This is a genomic window from Microbispora triticiradicis, from assembly GCF_005864065.1.
Taxonomy (GTDB): Bacteria; Actinomycetota; Actinomycetes; order Streptosporangiales; family Streptosporangiaceae; genus Microbispora; species Microbispora triticiradicis.
On record NZ_VANP01000007.1, the window covers coordinates 68,831 to 86,781 of the forward strand.

At 72.4% G+C, this 17,951-nt stretch carries 24 protein-coding genes; 11 read left to right on the plus strand and 13 right to left on the minus strand.

The genetic code is table 11. The features are described from left to right. Positions 1–340 precede the first annotated feature (340 nt). Both FED44_RS35865 and FED44_RS19390 read left to right on the plus strand, forming a co-directional pair. Complete coding sequence (locus FED44_RS35865; protein ID WP_167521526.1) at positions 341–1,156, plus strand: hypothetical protein; 816 nt, start codon at positions 341–343, stop codon at positions 1,154–1,156. Between the two features lie 55 nt (positions 1,157–1,211). After that, complete coding sequence (locus tag FED44_RS19390) at positions 1,212–1,454, plus strand: CDGSH iron-sulfur domain-containing protein (protein WP_138461552.1); 243 nt, start codon at positions 1,212–1,214, stop codon at positions 1,452–1,454. A gap of 192 nt (positions 1,455–1,646) precedes the next feature. On the opposite strand, the gene FED44_RS37460 is transcribed toward FED44_RS19390, so the two are convergent. The 13 genes from FED44_RS37460 to FED44_RS19460 form a co-directional block, all read right to left on the minus strand. Next, positions 1,647–3,773: an iron-containing redox enzyme family protein gene (locus FED44_RS37460; RefSeq protein WP_244302073.1), complete on the minus strand. Its 2,127-nt coding sequence runs from the start codon at positions 3,771–3,773 to the stop codon at positions 1,647–1,649. Continuing rightward, entirely contained in the window at positions 3,774–4,526 is a 753-nt protein-coding gene (locus tag FED44_RS19405; protein ID WP_117409904.1) for a class I SAM-dependent DNA methyltransferase, read from the minus strand. It abuts the gene before it with no gap. A gap of 79 nt (positions 4,527–4,605) precedes the next feature. Further along, positions 4,606–4,842 carry a hypothetical protein gene (locus FED44_RS19410; protein ID WP_117409905.1) on the minus strand — a complete coding sequence of 79 codons (237 nt, stop codon included), beginning with the start codon at positions 4,840–4,842 and terminating at the stop codon, positions 4,606–4,608. Between the two features lie 67 nt (positions 4,843–4,909). Then, a complete protein-coding gene (locus FED44_RS37465) occupies positions 4,910–5,431 on the minus strand; it encodes a gas vesicle protein K (RefSeq protein WP_244302075.1) in 522 nt (173 codons plus the stop codon). Continuing rightward, positions 5,412–5,732, minus strand: a complete 321-nt coding sequence (locus FED44_RS19420; RefSeq protein ID WP_244302076.1) for a gas vesicle protein — start codon at positions 5,730–5,732, stop codon at positions 5,412–5,414. The genes FED44_RS37465 and FED44_RS19420 overlap by 20 nt, the downstream gene beginning before the upstream one ends. Continuing rightward, on the minus strand, positions 5,729–6,670 hold the full coding sequence (locus FED44_RS19425; protein WP_244302078.1) for a GvpL/GvpF family gas vesicle protein: 942 nt from the start codon (positions 6,668–6,670) through the stop codon (positions 5,729–5,731). Before FED44_RS19425 ends, FED44_RS19420 begins: the two co-directional genes overlap by 4 nt. Next, complete coding sequence (locus tag FED44_RS37470; RefSeq protein WP_244302079.1) at positions 6,663–7,190, minus strand: gas vesicle protein; 528 nt, start codon at positions 7,188–7,190, stop codon at positions 6,663–6,665. The genes FED44_RS19425 and FED44_RS37470 overlap by 8 nt, the downstream gene beginning before the upstream one ends. Then, entirely contained in the window at positions 7,187–7,519 is a 333-nt protein-coding gene (gene gvpO / locus FED44_RS19435; RefSeq protein ID WP_138461554.1) for a gas vesicle protein GvpO, read from the minus strand. Before gvpO ends, FED44_RS37470 begins: the two co-directional genes overlap by 4 nt. Positions 7,520–7,525: 6 nt before the next feature. Next, the gene (locus FED44_RS19440; RefSeq protein ID WP_117409907.1) at positions 7,526–7,759 is read right to left on the minus strand and encodes a gas vesicle protein GvpG; all 234 of its coding nucleotides are present in this window, start codon (positions 7,757–7,759) and stop codon (positions 7,526–7,528) included. A gap of 27 nt (positions 7,760–7,786) precedes the next feature. Continuing rightward, positions 7,787–8,575, minus strand: coding sequence for a GvpL/GvpF family gas vesicle protein (locus tag FED44_RS19445; protein ID WP_138461556.1), 789 nt, complete (start codon positions 8,573–8,575; stop codon positions 7,787–7,789). Between the two features lies 1 nt (position 8,576). After that, on the minus strand, positions 8,577–8,990 hold the full coding sequence (gvpJ, locus tag FED44_RS19450; RefSeq protein ID WP_117409909.1) for a gas vesicle protein GvpJ: 414 nt from the start codon (positions 8,988–8,990) through the stop codon (positions 8,577–8,579). Between the two features lie 83 nt (positions 8,991–9,073). Continuing rightward, positions 9,074–10,594 carry an SRPBCC family protein gene (locus tag FED44_RS19455; RefSeq protein WP_138461557.1) on the minus strand — a complete coding sequence of 507 codons (1,521 nt, stop codon included), beginning with the start codon at positions 10,592–10,594 and terminating at the stop codon, positions 9,074–9,076. Positions 10,595–10,598: 4 nt separating this feature from the next. Beyond that, positions 10,599–11,162, minus strand: coding sequence for a hypothetical protein (locus FED44_RS19460; RefSeq protein ID WP_138461559.1), 564 nt, complete (start codon positions 11,160–11,162; stop codon positions 10,599–10,601). Positions 11,163–11,510: 348 nt separating this feature from the next. Here FED44_RS19460 and FED44_RS19465 point away from each other — a divergent pair, with 348 nt between their 5' ends. The 9 genes from FED44_RS19465 (at position 11,511) to FED44_RS19505 (ending at position 17,859) form a co-directional block, all read left to right on the plus strand. Beyond that, complete coding sequence (locus FED44_RS19465) at positions 11,511–11,984, plus strand: Asp23/Gls24 family envelope stress response protein (RefSeq protein ID WP_117410212.1); 474 nt, start codon at positions 11,511–11,513, stop codon at positions 11,982–11,984. After that, positions 11,981–12,316, plus strand: a complete 336-nt coding sequence (locus FED44_RS36505) for an Asp23/Gls24 family envelope stress response protein (protein ID WP_187405986.1) — start codon at positions 11,981–11,983, stop codon at positions 12,314–12,316. Before FED44_RS19465 ends, FED44_RS36505 begins: the two co-directional genes overlap by 4 nt. A 2-nt stretch (positions 12,317–12,318) precedes the next feature. Next, a complete protein-coding gene (locus FED44_RS19475) occupies positions 12,319–12,504 on the plus strand; it encodes a hypothetical protein (protein WP_117410211.1) in 186 nt (61 codons plus the stop codon). Beyond that, positions 12,501–12,827, plus strand: a complete 327-nt coding sequence (locus FED44_RS19480) for an Asp23/Gls24 family envelope stress response protein (protein ID WP_117410210.1) — start codon at positions 12,501–12,503, stop codon at positions 12,825–12,827. The genes FED44_RS19475 and FED44_RS19480 overlap by 4 nt, the downstream gene beginning before the upstream one ends. Next, positions 12,802–13,410 (plus strand): DUF6286 domain-containing protein, encoded by a 609-nt coding sequence (locus FED44_RS35870; RefSeq protein WP_167521527.1) that lies wholly within the window; start codon positions 12,802–12,804, stop codon positions 13,408–13,410. The genes FED44_RS19480 and FED44_RS35870 overlap by 26 nt, the downstream gene beginning before the upstream one ends. Before the next feature lie 65 nt (positions 13,411–13,475). Then, a complete protein-coding gene (locus FED44_RS19490; protein WP_138461562.1) occupies positions 13,476–14,051 on the plus strand; it encodes an Asp23/Gls24 family envelope stress response protein in 576 nt (191 codons plus the stop codon). A 134-nt stretch (positions 14,052–14,185) separates the two neighbouring features. Continuing rightward, positions 14,186–15,304, plus strand: a complete 1,119-nt coding sequence (locus tag FED44_RS19495) for a glycoside hydrolase family 12 protein (protein ID WP_208759068.1) — start codon at positions 14,186–14,188, stop codon at positions 15,302–15,304. Positions 15,305–15,567: 263 nt separating this feature from the next. After that, the gene (locus FED44_RS19500; RefSeq protein ID WP_138461564.1) at positions 15,568–16,518 is read left to right on the plus strand and encodes a GerMN domain-containing protein; all 951 of its coding nucleotides are present in this window, start codon (positions 15,568–15,570) and stop codon (positions 16,516–16,518) included. A gap of 285 nt (positions 16,519–16,803) precedes the next feature. Further along, entirely contained in the window at positions 16,804–17,859 is a 1,056-nt protein-coding gene (locus tag FED44_RS19505; protein ID WP_138461566.1) for an endo-1,4-beta-xylanase, read from the plus strand. The last annotated feature ends 92 nt before the right edge of the window (positions 17,860–17,951 follow it).

Below are 17,951 nucleotides of genomic sequence, written 5' to 3' on the forward strand. Positions count from 1 at the left end.
TGCTTCCGGCGGGCACGGTTCCTCGGGGCGTTCGGCGGGTGGAAGCGGCACCAGCCGGAAGGAGCACGGGCGCAGGGGTGATTCCGGGGCTACCGGCACCACCCATCGGAAGCGGCCGGCGCCCGAGGCGACCGGCCGGCACAAGTCCCAGCCGGACCCCGGTGCGGCGTCCTCACCTGGGCCTGCGGCGCCCTCGCCCTCGCCGTCCGGATCCGGGCAGCCCGCGCCCACCGCGAGCGGCGCTCCCACGGCGACGGCGTCGCCCGTTCCGACCGGTCAGGACACCGCGGCTCCGCACACCGAGACGACCGCGACGGCGACTCCGGCTCCGGACACCACCGTGAGTGCTACGCCCGCCCCGTCCTCCGGAGCGAGCACGGCACCGAGCGCCACGCCGAGCACCACACCGAGTGCGGAGGCGTCGCCCACGCCGGCGCCGAAGGACAAGGACGCGCCGAAGGACAAGGACAAGGACAAGGACAAGCCGAAGGACAAGTCCGACGAGAAGTCGAAATCTGACGACAAGTCCGACGACAAATCCAAAGGCAAGCCGGCCAAGCCGCCCAAGGCGGCGCACCCTCCGAAGGCCGGCGGCAAGTCCGAGAGCAAGCCGGCGAAGCCGCCCAAGGGGTCACAACCGCTGCCAAAGCCGAGCGTGACCACCGCCTCGCCGGCGCTTCCCACGGCCGAACCGGCGCTGCCCCCGGACACTCCGACGGGAACGATTCCGCTGCCGGTGGGCGGGTCCGCGGCGGTGCCGCCGCAGGCGGGCGGCGCGCGACAGCCGCAGGCGCCGTTGGCGATCCCCGGCTACCTGCCGCTGCCGCCGCTCGCCTCCCACTCGCGGGAGGACGGGTGTGGTCACGGCCACGCCGCCGGCTGCTGGAGCCTGGCTCCCTGGCGGAGCCGTACGTCCGGGTTCCCCCTGGGGGCCGCACCGGGCGGACAGGCGGACAGCCCGGCGATGCCGCAGTGGGCGTTCGCCCCGCCGGGTGGGAAGAACTCGGTTGCCAGTCCCTCCGGCGTGCCCGGCGTGTTCACCGCCCCCCGGGCCGCGTTCGACGGGGCGCACGCGTTCGTCCAGGCCGGTTCGGTCGACGAACGGTCCGGGTGCTGGGCCTTCAGCCCTTCGGTGGTGTGCGCGCGAGCCGACTGACCGGACCGGGAGCGCCCGTGTGTTACGCCGTCGCCGTGCCGGGCACGCTGCCTCTATGGAGCATCGGGCAGACGAGCAGGTCACGGCGGCGGTGGTCACGGTGACGCCGTGCGAGGACGGCCCGCTGCTGGTTCGCGGGCCGTTCACGCTCACCACGCAGGACGGGCGGCGCATCGATCCGGGCAGGGCGACGGTGGCGTTGTGCCGCTGCGGCCGTTCCTCGGCCAAGCCGTTCTGCGACGGCTCGCACAAGGCGGTCGGGTTCCGCGCGTCGAGTGAACCCGACCCGCCCGCCTGACCGGCCCGCCTGCCTCGCATCGCATCGCATCGCATCGCGCGAAGGGTGAGCGGCCGCGATCGGCCGGCGTAGAGCGTGGACCTCCACGCCCCGCCCGCCTGACTGGTGCCTGCTCCGCATCGCATCGCGCGAAGGATGAGCGCGTCTTGTCTGATACGGGCGGGATGCCCGATCCGCCGTGCGTCTCAGTCTTCACGGGGACGCGTGTGGACCACCCGGCCCGGTCGCCCGGCGGCGCAGCCGCCTGGTCGAGTGCGCGGCGACCCGCAGGCGCCGCCCGGCGTAGGGGACGCCGCCGAACAGGACCCTGGCCGTGAGCGCCGCCCAGCTGCAGGTGGCACGTTCGAGCACCCACACCGGAGCGAACAGGGGGGTCGTGGCGGGGAAGACGCGGCGGCCCCCGGCTCGGCGGCGTCCGATCTCCGCCAGGCCGGCGACCGCCGCCGCACCCGCCGCCACCAGTGCCGGGCGCCGTCGCCACAACGCCGCGCCCACGGCGGGCAGCACGGCCAGGAATACCGCCATCCGCGCGGGCTGCGCGAGGTCGTCGTACGCCTGCCGGACGCGCTGTGACCAGAACCGCCGGGTGCCGGGCGGCAGGCGCCGGACGTACAGGTCGAGCGGGCACGCCTCCCGGCCGCCGTGGGCCCGGACGGTCCGGATGAGCTCCAGATTCTCGAACAGCACGTCCCCGTCGTAGCCGCCCATCCGGGCGAAGAACGAACGGCGTACGCCGAAGGTCCCGGGATAGTCGGCGCCGAGGCCGCGGTTGAGCAGGGTGCGGGCGCTGTCCCAGCGGGCGTGCCAGGGGAGCGGGTGGAAGTGGTTCTGCGGGCGGACCAGGTCGGCGTTCTTCAGCAGGGCGCTGACCCGGCCGAGCGCGGTGATCTCGTAGCGCACGTCGTCGTCGGCGATGATCACGTGCTCGTTCCGGGCCCTGCGCATGCCGGTGAGCACTCCCGCCACCTTGCCGTTGGCCACGTCGACGTCCTCGTCGGGCCGCAGGTGTTCGGCGAACTCCCGCCACAGCCGGGCGTGCCGTTCGAACAACGGCGACGGCGAGCCGTCGACGACGACGATCCGCGCGTGCCGGGACAACCGGCGGAGATAGCCGGTCAGTTCCGCCAGGTCGCTGTCGTCCTGCCAGCGGAGCGGCAGCACGTAGTCGATCGGGGGCGCCGGTACCGGCTCGGATTCGGCCTCGGGCTCGGGCGGCCGCGGCGCCGGGCGCTCGGCCTGTGACTGTGCGAGCCGCTGCGGGGGCGGGCTCCGCAGCGGGGTCCCGAGCGGGCTTCCGAGGAGGTCCTGCGGCGGCCTTCCGGGCGGCGCCTGGGGCAGGCTCGCGAGCGGCCGCAGGAGAGAGGATCGCCCGGCCCGCCACCGGCCCAGCAGACGCTCGGCGAAGATCCGGTCAAGGGCGAGCGCGCAGGCGGCGCCGTACAGGATGTCCCCGGTCAGGCCGGGATGCTCGGCGGCGAACGCGCCGCACATGTCGTGCGCGGCGATCTGCTCGTGCACGGCGTCGGCCTGCACGTGCTCCTCGAAATAGCGGCGCGCCGCGGCGTCGCCGCCCAGCCGCCGCAGGCCCTGGCTGTAGCGGCGGTTCGGGGTCGACGACGTCATCTCGAACGCCGCGAGGTGCCCGAGGAGCGCGCCCCGGTGGCGGCGGTGCAACCCGAACAGCGACATGACGTTGCTGACCGCGAGCGTCGCGCCGGGAACGCTGTCCAGGTAGGCGCCGTAGGAGTCGTCGAGCCCGAGCGCCCGCATGGTCGCGCGGAACATTTCGGCGTGCATGCGCTCCGGGACGCCCCCGCCGTACTCGTCGGCCTGGATCTCGACCAGCGCCGCCTTCGACCGGCCGAGCAGCCGCGGGATGCCCCACGTGTGCGGGTCGGCCTCCTTGAGCTGGTAGACGGACCGGTGGACGACGAACTCGGCGAACCGGCCGAGATCGGCCCGGGTCCGCAGGTACGCCGAGAGCGAGGGACCCTGGTCGGCGGCGACCAGGGCCGCCAGGGCCCGGGGCACCTCCTCCGGCGCGGGTGCGGGCGGGCGGGGCACGAGCCGGGCCAGCTCGGCCTCGAAGCACCTCTCCAGGCGTTCCCGCAGCGCCAGCACCGACGGGTGCCACTCCCAGCGGTCGTCGACGCCGTCGAAGCCCTGGTAGTGCAGCTCGTAACACACGAACAGCGCGAGGTGGAGGTCCTCCTCGTCGCCGCACGCCTCGTCGGGCGGCGGGTCGAACAGGTGGGGCGGGCGGGCCAGTTCGCCGCGGAGTCGGTCGGTGATCGGGCCTCGTGGCGCGGGCAGGAGCATTCAGCCCTCCAGGACGCGGTAGACGGACACGTGGGCGCGGCTGTCGTCGGTGAACGGCGTGCCCGACCAGTCGGCCCAGCGCCGCTCGCGCTCCATCCCGGCCAGCCGGGCCATGAGATCCAGTTCGCACGGCCAGGCGTAGCGGTGGTTGGCCGGCAGCAGCCGCAGGCCGTCGGCGGTCATCCGCAGCTTCGTGGTGTGCATGAGCTGCTCGGCCGGGCAGAGGCGGGCGGCCTCGACGACCACCTCCTCCTCGGCGACCGACAGCAGGCGCAGCGACGTCCGGTCGCGGAACGCCGCCGGGTCGGGCACCCACGCCTCGACCACGAACCGGCCGCCGGGCCGCAGATGGGCCGCCGCGTTGCGGAAGCACCGCACCTGCGCGTCCTGGGAGGGCAGCGCGAAGACGGTGTTGACGGCCAGCAGGACGAGCGAGAAGACGCCCTCGACCCGTGCCTCGGAGAAATCGCCCACGGTCACCGGGACGTGGTCGCCACCGGGCTTGGCCCGCAGGATCTTCACCATCTCGGGGGAGCCGTCGACGCCCGCCACGGGGATGCCCCGGGCGGCGAGGGGGAGCGCCAGCCTGCCGGTGCCGATGCCGAACTCCAGCACCGGACCTCGCCCGGCCAGCCGGGAGATCGTCTCGATCACGGGCTCGACGGGCAGCCGCTGCGCCGTTTCGTCGTAGATGTCCGCGATCGCCCGCCCGTATGCGGACGCGTCAAACCACTCCCCAACGTATTCCCCCACGTGCTTCCCCCCACGTGCGTTCCGCCCACGTGTTTCCCCAGGTGCTCCCCCCGGGCATGCCGGTCGCCCCGGCGGGCCGTCAGCCCCCCAGTTCGCGGGCCAGCGTGTCGAGGCTGTCGGCCAGCTCGTCGACCCGCCGGTCGTCGACCGGGCCGTCCCCCGTCTGGATGCGCAGGTCGCGACTGCTGACGATCACCAGGCCCTCGGCCCGCGCCTCGGGCACGATCTCGCACCGTCCGCCGACCAGCACCAGCGTCGCGTCGGGCGACGGCGACTCCAGCAGGGCCCTGACCTCGTCCCGGCCGACGATCCTCATGACGGCTCCCTCCGACCCCCGGTCTCGTCCGCGTACCCCTTCGACCTGGTCATACACGTACGGATGCTCACGGGGTGTCCGTGGGCAGCAGCGTGCCGAGGGGACCGAGATCGAGGTTGAGGTCGGAGAGGGACAGGCCGAACCGCTCGCACAGCTCGGTCATCGCCTCCTCCAGGCGCATCAGGGTCAGGCCCAGCGTCTCGATCTGCTCGTCGGACAGGTCGCCCTGGTCCATCCGCCGCACGCACTGCCGTTCCACGAGCTGGCGGATCAGCTCGACGAGCGTCAGGACGAGCCGGCTCAGGTCACGCCGCACCGCCTCGGGGTCGGTGTTGAGGCGCCAGGTGTCCGGCCCGGCACGCGGGTTCCGGCTCCACTCCCCGGCGGCCGTCCCGGGCACGGCGCCGATCCGCCACGGGCCCGCGGCGTCCGCCGGATCGTCCGACAGGCCTCGCGACGGACTCCGTGCTGGACTGTCTGCCGGGCCGATCGACGGGCCCTGGGACGAGCTCTGCGCCGGGCCGTTCGCCGGGCTGTCGGCGAAGGCGTCCCACGGGCTCTCCCCCGCCTCACCACCCGTAGCGGTCATCTTCTCCCTCCCGTCTCTCCGTCCCAAGGCGGCCGGCCTCCCGCTCCGCGTACGGCTGACCGAGTGGATCGAAGGGCTCGGTGCCGCGTACGGAGCCGAGCAGCGCCCGCAGGGAGATGCGGACGAGGTCGATGTCGGCGATCGACAGCACGATGTCACCGGTGATCACGACGCCGCCGGCGAGGAGCCGGTCGAGGATGTCGACGAGCGCCACCCGCTCGGGCGGCAGGCGGCCCTCGGCGGCGAGAACCCGGCCCGGCGACCGCTCCGGCGCGAACTGCGGCAGGCCGTCCGGGGTCACCGGACGCCACCGTCCTGATCCGGCCCAAGGTCGATCATGGTGAAGGAGTACGGCGCCCACGGGCCGGTGATCTCGGCGTCCAGGAACCTGTCGCTGTGGGCGGCGACCACGGCGGCGAACTCCTCCTCGCGTGCCGGGTCCACGAGATAGGCGCCGTTCAGCAGCATCGACTCGCTCCTTCCGGACAGCCGGGGATCCTGCGGCCGGTGGCGGCGGCTCGCCACGGCGAGCCGCCCCAGCGCGGCGTGCAGCTCTTCGGCCCGTTCGGCGGCCGCGCGCCACAGGTCCTCCCGGCCCCGCAGGCTCTCCTTGCGGCGGCGGAGGTACGCCGCGCCGGGACCGCCTCCCTCGGGTTCGGCCGGGGCGCGGGCCGGAGACGGTGCGGACCGCTCCTCCGAGGGAGTGGCCGCGGGCCGGGCCGTCTCGCGGCGCAGGTACGCCTTGACGCCCCACTCCCGGCGGCCCGCCACGCGGGCGAGGATCTCGGCGAAGTCGTCGTGCCGCCGGTCGAGCAGGTCGCGCACCTGGTCGTCGCCGGTGTAGACGGTCACGAGGCGCACGGGAGCGGTCGGTTCGGCCGCGGCCAGGGTCTCGACGACCGCGTGATGGGCGCGGGCGACCCCCTCGACCCAGTCGAGATCCTCCAGGTGCCGCCGCAGCGGCTCCTCGCCGAACTGGTCGAGCGGCACGTCGCTGACACAGGCCACGAGACCGCCCCGGGCGATCGGCCGCACCGCACCGCCCCCGACCCCCCGCAGGTCACCGCGTGTGCCGCCGGGGAGACCGCCGTGCGGTTCGTCCGCGTACGGCGCCTCGCCGGGCGTCACCGCGTACAGGTAGACGCCCTGTCCGGGCCTGGACCCGCTGCCGGAGCGCGGCGCGTCGGCCGGGCTGGGCGGTGGCGGCCGGGTCGTGCCGGCGGGAGCGTGGTCAGTCACGGTCGCGCTCCGTGTCGCGCGGGCGCGCGGGCCGGCGGGCGGCGCCCGCAGCGGTTCCGGGTGCCCTGCGCGTTCCGGGTCCACTGTGAGTCCCGGGTCCACTGGGGGTTCCGGCGGACGCGGCGTCCGCCTGGTCGCCGGGGCGCTCGTACCGGCTCTCGCCCGGTTCCAGCTCCACCCGGTCCTCCCAGGCGAGCAGGCGCTCCTCGACCGCGGTGAGGCGTTCGCGGAGGCGGCGGTTCTCCTCGACCAGTTCCCGGTCCTTGCCGCTGAGCCACGGGTCGCGTTCCCACCAGTCGATGCCGATCTCCCGGGCGGTGTCCACCGAGGCGATGACCAGCCGCAGCTTGATCGTCAGCAGCTCGATGTCCAGCAGGTTCACCCGGATGTCGCCCGCGATGACGATGCCCCGGTCGAGCACCCGTTCCAGGATGTCGCCCAGGTTGGCCGACTCCCTCGACATGGGGGACGGCGGCGCGTACGACTCCCGCAGCACGGGACGCGAGCGGGGATCGGTCATGCGCCACCGCCGAACGCACCCGTGCCGCGCCGGTAGGTCCGGGTGCGGCGGTAGGACAGGAGGTCGCCGTCGTCGTCGACCTGCACCTCGTAGGTCGACAGCATGTCGCTGGAGGACGGGATCCTGCGGTCCTCGACGACCTCGACGTCGACCACCCAGCCGTCCTCCAGGGGTTCCACCAGCGTGATCCCCTCGGTGTCCTTGGCCGTCAGATCGGCGATGTACCGCAGGCCGAGCCGACCGGCCGAGGCCGCGTTCAACGGGCGCCGCCGGCGCGGCTCCTCCTCGCCGGCGTCCTCGTCGAAGCGGTCTCTGCGCCGCGGAGGCACGGGACGTCACCCTCTCCGCGTCCCGCTCATGAGGCGCAGGATCTCCTCCACGGCCTGGGCCTCCTCCTCTTCGGAGATCTGTCCCGAGCGCCTGGCCTCCTCGACGGCCTCCAGCCGCCGCCGCACCGCCGCCGGGTCCTTCAGCTCGTGCTCGACCTGCTGCTGGATCAGCTCGCCCAGCCGGATGACTCCGTGCACAGGGGCGAGCGGCCAGGTGAACAGCAGACTGATCAGTCCCACGGCGGCCTCCCTTCGGATGGTGACGAATCAGCTGACGACGAAGTCGTACGGCGCCATCGGCCCGAGCAGGCGGACCTCGACCCGGGCGCCCCAGTCGGCACGCAACTCCTCGACGGCCCGCTCGAAGTCGTTCCAGCGGTCGTTCTCCACGAGGAACGCCACGTGCGCGGCGTCGCGTTCGTGACTGGGCTCCCGTACGACCGCTGCGGCGGTGACGGGTTCGAACCGCTCGACGACCGCCTGTGTGTCGGCCTCCCGCTTGGCGGCGATGATGTGCGTGATCAGCTCGCCGAGCCGCATCCGTTCGCTCCGCGTCACCTCTTCCGGCAGCTGCCTGATCCGGTCACGCAGCTGTCTGGCCTCGGCGTTCTCCGACAGCACCTCGATCAGCACCGGCTGCTCGGCGTACCGCGCCTTGAGGACGAACTGCGCGCGGCCCTCGATCTGCTTGAGCGCCGCCGCGAACGAGTCGTGGTGCGGGCCCAGCAGTTCCTCCACGACCGCCTCCGGTGTCGTCATCACGGCGCCGAACCGCAGGGGGAGCACGGGGACCTCGGCGGCGGCGGCGTCGAGGAGTTGCTCGTGGGCAACGAGGTCGTGCGCCCGGCCGAGCGGGCGGTCCACGGCGACGTCGCTGACCAGCGCGGCGATCTCGCCGTGCCGGATGATCCCGACCTTGGCCGGGGGATCGCCGATTCCGATGGCGTCCTCGCTGATCTCGACGTCCTCGGGGAGGATGCCGTAGACGTAGCACGCGACGTCCGGACGGGTCTCGGCGTGGTCGCTTGCTCCGGGTTCCCTGATGGAGCGGGACATCTCAGTCCTCCTCCCGTCGCCGGCGGCGGGCATGCGGAGCGGGTTCCTCCCCGCGGCTCGCCATGAGGTCCTGCAGCTTCTCCCCGGCCGCCTCCAGCACGCCCTGCGTGATGCCCTTGGACTTGCCGCGGGCGATGCTCCGCGGCGCCTCCGACAGGAGGTCGGGCAGTCCCTTCTGCTGTGACGCGATGTCGAGCCGGTTGACCGCCTCCGCGAAGCGGAGATAGGTGTCGACGCTCGCGACCACGACCCGCACGTCGATCGTCAGGATCTCGATCCCGACCAGCGACACTCGCACGTAGGCGTCGATCACGAGGCCCTTGTCCAGGATCGTGTCGATGACGTCCGCCAGGCCGGATCCCGACGACCGGCCCGGCAACCCGCCGCCACCCGATGGTGGAACGGCTATCGTCATGGGCGTTCCCTCCTTTCCTTGGGTCCTGCCGTGGTCACGGTGTCCCGCGCGTGTCACTCACCCGCGTGACTCTCCCGCGTCGCTCACTCGGGGGGCCGGCGGCGCCGGACCGGGCGCCGCGCCGGCTGCTCGGGCTCGCCGGCCTCCTCGCCCCCGCGCGTCTGCTCGCCTTCGCCGCGCTCGGCCGTCCCGGCGCCCTCCGCACGCCGCCGTGCGGGGGGTGTCCGGGCGCCACGTCGCTCGGGTTCGGCGGTCCGGGCGCCGCGTGTCCGGGTGGCGGTGCGCCGTTCCTCGGGTTCCCGTTCCTCCCGTTCCTCCGGTGCCCGCTCCGGCGCGCGCCTCCGTGCGACCACCCGGGCCCTGGCCCTTCCGCCCGCCTCGGCGCGGGCCGGTGCGCGTTCGCGCTCCTCCTCGGCCTCTTCGGGTTCCTCGGGCTCCTCCTCGCCTTCCTCCTCGTACGGCTCCTCCTCCTCTTCGAGCTCCTCGGGGGCCTCTTCTTCCGGCTCCTCCTCGGCGCCCTCTTCCGCCGCCTCTTCCGCGCCTTCTTCGGGGGCCTCCTCCGCCGCCTCGCCAGCCGCTTCGGGAGCCTCCTCGCGGGCCTCCTCGCCCTCCTCCTGCTCGCGCTCCTCGCGGAGGGCCGTCTCGTGGTCCTTGACGACCTTGCTGTCGCGGATCTCGCCCCGCCAGCCCTCGAGTTCGTCGGCGTGCAGCAGGGTGTTGGTCATGACGTGCCGCCTGAAGTGCTTGAACTCCAGCCGGACCCGGCGGCCCTGGGCCCGCCACAGGTTGCCGATGCGCTCGAACAGGCCCTGCGGGTTGTACTCGATCACCAGCAGGACCCGGGTCATCTCGGGTGTGACCTCGTGGAAGGTGACCGAGCCGTCCGGCCAGCCCTTGGGTCCCTGCGACCGCCAGACGATCCTGCTGTCCGGGACCTGCTCGACGATGGTCGACTCCCACGTGCGGTGCGACCACCAGACCTGGGCCTTCCAGGCGAGCTTCTCGTCGGACTTCTGCTCGACCGTCTCGACCTTCTTCATGAAGCCCGGCCAGTCCTCGAACTGCGTCCACTGGTTGTAGACCACGCGGATGGGCGCGCCGACGTCGAGCGACTCGACGATGTTGGTGAGCTTCAGCTTCTTGCCCTTGCCGCCCTTGCCCTTGCCTCCGCCGCCGAACAGGCCCTTGATCTTCTCCTTGCCGTAGGCGAACAGGGCGGCGCGTACGGGGTGGCTGCCACCGCCACCGCCGCCCTCGGTCAGCGCCTCGGAGAGGGTGCCGAGCAGGCCGCCTCCACCCGTCGCGCCGAGCCGGTCGGCGAGCGATCGCAACATTCCCTTGCCGCCCTGCCCGCCGGTCAGCCTGCCGATCACCCCCGGACCGCCGTTCGCCTGCCTGCCGGTGACCGCGCCGAGCAGGCCGGAACCGCCGTGCTCCACGTAATCGGTGAGGCGGCCGGCCAGCCGGTCGACCCTCCCGGCCACGCCGGACAGCGCGCGTTCCGCCGCGGCCGTCAGCAGGTTCTGAACCTCCTGGCCCAGGCGCTGGGTGGGGAGCGCGGTCTCTTCCGATTCCCGTGCCCGTTCCCGTGTCTCCTCGGTCATGGGCTCACCTCCGGGTCCGTGTCACGGGCCGGGCAGACCGGGCTCGGGGCCTGGGCCGCTCCTCAGGCTCGGGCTCGGGCTCCTCTTCCTCTTCCTCGTACGGCTCCTCCTCGTACTCCTCTTCCTCCTCGTAGGCCTCTTCGGGCTCGGGCTCGGGCTCGGCCCGGCGCGCCCGCCCGCGCCCCGGCCTGCGGCGAGGCTCCTCAGGGCGCTCCTCTTCCTCTTCCGTCGCGGCCCGGCCGCGCCCCCGGGGCTGCCGGAGCGCCTCCGCGCGTTCGTGCAGCTTGTCGCTCAGCGTGTCGATCTGCCGGCTGGTGGCGCGCCTGGCCGCGGCCTTGCCGATGTCCAGCACGTCGCCGCGGACCCGTTCGGTGATCTTGCTGAGATCGGGGGCGGCCCCGCCGAGGATCTTGGGGACCTGCTCCAGGAGGGCGCCGGCGGCTCCCTCTCCGCGCAGGCGGGCGGCGAGGATGGCCAGCGCGAGCACCAGCGCGAGGCGCAGTTTGTGATGCCGCCCCAGGTAGTAACCCGCGATGACGGCCAGCGCCACCTTCAGTCCGTCTTTCATGATCGCGCCTCCTACTGGCCGGCCCGGAGCGCCGATGCCGGTCGTGTCGCCCGTCTCGCCGTGTGGCGTTGCGATCCGATCGAACACTATGAATGCCCTATAAGGTGACATAAAAACTCAATTGGGGACATAGCGGACAGAATTGGGATGCCATAACCCCTCTCTTAGGGCATGGGCCCCGGCCCTGCCCGGAGCTGGGACCGGCTCCGTGGTTTTGGTGTGTTCGAGACTTTCCGATGACGTAACCTCGCCTCACCTCGCACGATTACTGTGTGCAAACCGGGTATTACGGCCATGAATGGGCGGGGAGCGGCCCGATCTGCCGCGCGTGCGAAGCGGGGGAGCCACATGACTGAAACCAGAACGTCGTCCGCGACCGCGGAGCAGGCACCCGTCCGACCACACGGAGGCCAGGGCGGCACCAGCCTGATGACCGAGCGCGGGCGCACCACGATCGCGGACGAGGTGGTCGCCAAGATCGCCGGGATGGCCGCCCGTGAGATCGAAGGCGTCCACGAGTTCGGCTCCGCCGGGGCCCGTGCGTTCGGGGCCATCAAGGGCGTGCTCGGCGCGGAGGACGCCGTCACCAGAGGAGTGGCGGTCGAGGTGGGAGAGCGACAGGCGGCCGTCGACATCCATCTCGTCGTCGAGTACGGCGTCGCGATCCCCGACCTCGCGCAGGCGGTGCGTGGCAACGTGATCCGCGCTGTGGAGCGCATGTGCGGGCTGGAGGTGACCGAGGTGAACGTCGCCGTCGACGACGTCCATCTCCCTCGGCAGGAGTCGTCGGCGCCGGCCGACGGGGAACCGCGGGTCCAGTGAACGCCGGTCCGGGTGACGCGGTCGCGAGCCGGGAGGCCGCCGGACCCACGGCGCCGGCCCGGCGGATCGCCGAACGCGTGCTGTCCTGCCCCGACGTCGCCGGCCTGTCCAGGGGGCCGTTCGGCGCGGTGGCGACCTATCTCCCCGGCGACCTCGTCCCGGGCGTCGCCGTACGGGACGACGTGATCGAGGTTCACGTCGTCGCCCGGTACGGCAGGCCGCTCCCGGAGGTCGCCGAACTGATCCGGGACGCGATCGGCGACCTCGCGGCGGGCCGCAGGATGGACGTCGCGATCGCCGACCTGGCCACATCCGACGGAGGGAAGGAATGATCATGGAAGGGTATCCGGTCTGGGCCCTCGCGGGGCTGCTGTTCGGCACGGTGCTGGGGGTGGTCGGGGCCTTCGGCGGCCTCAACGCATTCCTCATCGTCCTGGTCCTCGGCATCGTCGGGTTCTTCGTCGGCATGGTGCTCGAAGGCGGCGTGCGCATGCCTCAGATGCACCCGAGACGGCAGTGAGCCTCCCGGCCGAGCGGGGCACGACGACCATCTCGGAGCGCGTGCTCACGAAGATCGTCGAGCAGGTGGTGGGCGAGGAGGAGCACGTGACGGAGCCGCCGCATGTGACGGCGTCCCTGAGCGGGATGGTCGCGGCGGTCCGCTGCGACGTCACCATCCGCTACCCGTCGCCGGTGCCGCGGGTGGCCGGCGAGATCCGCGAGCGGGTCCGGCGGCGCGTCCGCGAGCTCACCGGCGTCACCGTGGAGAACGTGGACATCGAGGTCGTCGGGCTCGTGCCCGAGCAGAGGAGTGGGGATGAACGAAGGCGGAGGCCGGTCTGAGAAGACCCCGCTCTTCGTGCCGGTGCGGGGGTTCGACGGCGCGGGAGCCGAACGGGCCTTCCGGCCCGGCCGGCGTCTGCCCGCCGCGGTCGCCGCGCTCGCATTGCTCGCGATCGGCGTGCTGACCGCCGTCCAGGTGATCTCCGCGTTGCTCGGGCGTCCCGTCAGGCTCGTGCCGTACGAGCGGCTGGCCGGGTGGGCGAGGACCACGGCGTGGAACGACGACCGGGCGCTCGCGGTGGCCGCCGCGCTGGCCCTGATCGGGCTGGTGCTGGTGCTGATCGCGGCCGTGCCCGGGCGGGGACGGCTGGTCGCGCTGCGTACGGCCGACCCCGACCTGGTGGTCGGTGTGCCGCGCCGCGCGCTCGCGCGGGTGCTCAGCGGCGCGGCCGGCCGCGTGGACGGCGTGCGGGCGGCGGGCGCACGGGTGCGCGGATGGCACGCGGACGTGTCCGTCCGGACCGACCTGCGTGACACCGCCGTCCTCCGGGAGCGCGTCCGCGTGGCGGCGGAGCGGGAGATCGCCCGGCTCGCCCCCGCTCACCCGGTGTCCCTGCGGATCCGGGTCCACGGCCCCGCGTAGGCCGCCGGAACCACCGCCGGAACCATCGCGGGAATCAGAAGGGGACGAATGAAGGAGGCGGGGCAGTGACGACGAAGCCCTCCAAGGGCAACAGGACGGGTCTCACGCTGTTCGGGCTGGTCCTGCTGACCGCGGGCGGCCTGGCGCTGGCGCGGGCGCTCGGGGCCTTCGGCGGCGACGCCGCGCGGCGGCCCGTGCTCGACGCGGGGACCACGTCCTTCGCGGCGACCACCCCCTGGTTCTGGCCGGTGGTGGCGGCGGCCGGTGTGGTGCTCGCGCTCGTCGGGCTGGCCTGGCTGCTCGCGCTGCTCCGGGTCGACCGGCCGAGGCGGCTGCGACTGGAGTCGGGCGCCTCCGGCGTGACGGAGGTCGACGCCTACCCGGCGAGCGCGGCCCTGGCCGAGCAGGTCAGCGCGTACCCGGACGTGCGCAGGGCGCACGCCGTGCTGCGCGGCCCCTCCGACGACCCGCACCTCGATCTCGGGGTCTCCGCCGTCGCACCGGCCGACCTCGGGGCGCTGGTCACCCGGCTGCACGAGGAGGCGGTCCCCGGCCTGCGCACCACCCTCGGGCTGCGCCGTCTCCCGACGCTGGTGCGGCTGCGCCTCGCCTCGGGCCGCCGTACGCGTGTGGTGCATTGACGGACAAAGTGGCAGATGTGTAGGTGAAAGTTTCACCTACCGTCACAGCGTTGTGGCTGGTTGCGGTTTCGTCCAGTTTGTCGACCAAATCAACTCATGTTGCGGTCCATGGTCAAGTGTCTATGGTCCGGGTCATGAAGATGCGAATGATCACGGCGAGCCTCGCCATGCTCGGCTCCGTCGCCGCGTCGCTCGTCGTCGGTCAGGCGGCGCACGCAGACACGGTGATCTGCGACAAGTACGGCAGTACGACCGTCCAGAACGGGAAGTACGTCGTCATCAACAACGTGTGGGGCAGCAGCGCCACGCAGTGCATCAACGTCACGAACAACGGCTTCACGGTGACGCAGGCGCAGCACAACAACACGGGCGGCACCCCGGCCGCCTATCCGGCCATCTACGCCGGCTGCCACTACGCCAACTGCTCCACGAACAGCGGCCTGCCTCTCCAGGCGAGCAACAGCCAGTTCAACACGGTGCAGACCAGCGTCAGCATGAGCTACCCGGGCTCCGGGATCTACGACGCGGCATACGACATCTGGTTCGACCCCACGCCCCGCCGGGACGGCCAGAACACCGGCGCCGAGATCATGGTGTGGCTCAACCACACCGGGTCGGTGCAGCCCGTCGGATCCCGCGTCGGCACCGCCAACATCGCCGGCGCCACCTGGGACGTCTGGTTCGGCAACATCGGCTGGAACGTCATCTCCTACGTGCGGACCTCGCCGACGAACTCGATCAGCTTCGCGGTGCGCAACTTCTACGACGACACCGTGAACCGGGGCTACGGCCAGCGGTCGTGGTACCTCACCAGCGTCCAGGCCGGATTCGAGCCCTGGGTGGGCGGCGCCGGCCTCGCCGTCAACAACTTCTCCTACAGCATCGGCGGCTCCGTCCCGAGCTCCACGCCGACGACGTCGCCGAGCAACCCGGGCAACGGCGGCGGCTGCAAGGTGAAGTACACGAAGAACGAGTGGCAGGGCGGCTTCACCGCCGACGTCACCGTCACCCCCTCCAGCGCGGTGAACAACTGGACCGTGGGCTTCAACTTCCCGAACGGCCAGAAGATCACCAGTGGCTGGAACGCCACCGTGACCCAGAACGGGTCCTCGGTCACCGCGAAGAACCTGTCGTACAACGGCTCGGTCGGCGCGGGCGGCAGCATCTCGTTCGGCTTCCAGGGCACCTGGAGCGGCTCGAACGGCAACCCGACCGGCTTCACGCTGAACGGCACCGCCTGCACCAACGCCTGACGACACCACCACGCCTGACACCCCCCGAATAAGGAGCGCCGCCGGAGAGACGTCCCTCCGGCGGCGCTCCCTTTTCCGCGTACGCAGGACCGGCGCCCGCCTTCTCGTCGACCGGGTAGAAAAGTGCGGCCGAAAGTGACACGTCTGTCACGCCGAAGGCCGTGGCGATATGGAGATACTCCAGTTAGGAGCCGGGCCGTTGGAACGGTCCGGCCCGTGCGGGTCCCCCACTCCCGCGAAAGGAACCCGGCAGAGGAGCCCTCATGTTTCTGCCTCCCATGCGCTCGCTCGCGGCCTCGGCCACGTCGCTGGTGAGCGCGCTCACACTGGCGGTCCTGCCGGCGGTCCCGGCGGCCGCCGCGCCGGCCTCCGTGCCAGTCTCCGCGGCCCCGGCCTCCGCGCTACGGGCCGCCGCGCCCGTCGCGACCCTGGTCGGCGTGCGCGCCTCGCACCACCCCGGCCTGGACCGGGTCGTCTTCGAGTTCCGCGGCCCGCTCCCGGCACGGCGGAGCGCCGGCTACGTGTCCCGGCTGATCGCCGACGGATCGGGCGCCACCATCCCGGTGGCCGGCGACGCGATCCTCGCCCTGCGCTTCGAGCGCGCGATCGGCCACGACGGGAGCGGCGCCTCCACCCACGGTCCCGCCCGTGAGACCTTCGCGCTGCCCGGGGTTCTCCAGGTCGTCAGAGCGGGCGACTTCGAGGCGGTGCTCTCGTTCGGCATCGGCCTGGCGCGTAAGGCCCCCTACCGCGTCTACACGCTCACCCGTCCGAGCCGGGTGGTCGTGGACATCAGGACGCCGCACCGCACCGTGCCGGTCGGCGTCCACTTCCTCGATTCCCGCCGCTACCACGCGGGGCGGGAGCCGTACACCAGGGTGGTGCGGCGGCCGGTGGTGGCGCCCGCCACCGCGCGCGGCGCGCTCCAGCGGCTGTTCGCCGGGCCGACCCGGGCGGAGTACGCCGCCGGGCTGCGCTTCGTCGCCTCGGGGGCCACCGGCTTCCGGTCCGTGGTCGTCCGCGGCGGGGTCGCCCACGTACGGCTCACCGGCGCCGTCGGCAGCGGCGGGTCGGCGTTCACCGTCGCCGACGAGATCACGCCCACGCTCAAGCGGCTGCCCGGCGTCCACTGGGTGAAGATCTACGACGCCCGGGGCCGCACCGAGCACCCGGCGGGCCGCTCCGACTCCATCCCGGAGAGCCTGGAACCCTGACCGCATCGTACGAAGGGGAGGGCCGGGACGACCCGGCCCTCCCCTTCCCTTTCCGCACCCTTACCCCTGAAAAGGGCGCGGAGCTGAAACTTTCGGACGTCTGTCAAGTCGTCCATCGTCATTCTCGCTGTTCGAACCGGGATTTGTCACTTCGTATTGACCGGCGAGTGAAGGATTCGTAGGGTACGTCACCAGAAAGTTAGGGAAACATTCCGAAACGTTTCGGACGGCCTCGCTCGTGGATCTGGACGTCCGGCCACGTACCCCCACCGGAGGACCTTCCTCATGTCGCACAGACTCGCCGCCGCACTGGCCGCCGCCGGGCTCGTCACCGCGATCGCGGCGACGCCGGCCTCCGCCGCACCCGACCGGCACGGCGACAAGACGCTGGGCCGGCTGGCCGCGGACACCCACCGCTACTTCGGCTCGGCGACCGACAACCCCGAGTTCTCCGACACGGCGTACCTCGGCATCCTCGGCAGCGAGTTCAACTCCACGACGGCGGGCAACGCGCTGAAGTGGTACGCCACCGAGCCGCAGCAGGGCGTGTTCGACTTCACCCAGGGTGACCAGGTGCTCGACTTCGCCCGCAGGCACCACATGTCGTTCCGGGCGCACACCCTGGTCTGGCACAACCAGCTGCCCGACTGGCTGAACAACGGCACCTTCACCGCCGACCAGCTCCGGGCGATCCTCAAGAAGCACATCACGACCGTGGCCCGCTACTACAAGGGCAAGGTCTACTCGTGGGACGTCGTCAACGAGGCGTTCAACGAGGACGGCACCTACCGCGACACGATCTTCTACCGGACGCTCGGTCCCGGGTACATCGCCGACGCGCTGCGCTGGGCGCACCAGGCCGACCCGCACGCGAAGCTCTACCTGAACGACTACAACATCGAGGCGATCGGGCCGAAGAGCGACGCCTACTACAACCTCGTGAAGTCGCTCAAGGCCCAGCACGTGCCGATCGACGGCGTCGGCTTCCAGGGACACCTCGCGCTGCAGTACGGCTATCCGGAGACGCTCCAGCAGAACCTGCGGCGCTTCGCGGACCTCGGCCTGGACGTGGCCGTCACCGAGCTGGACATCCGCATGTACCTGCCGGCCGACGCGACCAAGCTCGCCACCCAGGCCGACTGGTACGCCAGGGTCACCAAGGCCTGCCTCGCCGTCCGCCGCTGCGTCGGCATCACCGTCTGGGACTACACCGACAAGTACTCCTGGATCCCCGCCGTCTTCCAGGGCGAGGGCGCGGCGCTGCCGTACGACGAGAACCTCCAGCCGAAGCCCGCCTACGCCGCGATCCGTGACGCGCTGCGGAGCGCGGGAGGGCACTGACCCTTCCGGACGGCACCGGCTCTTCCGGACGGTGCCCGCACTCGGGGGTGCGGGCACCGTTCCGGGTCGAACGTGTCGACGGCGTGAGCGGG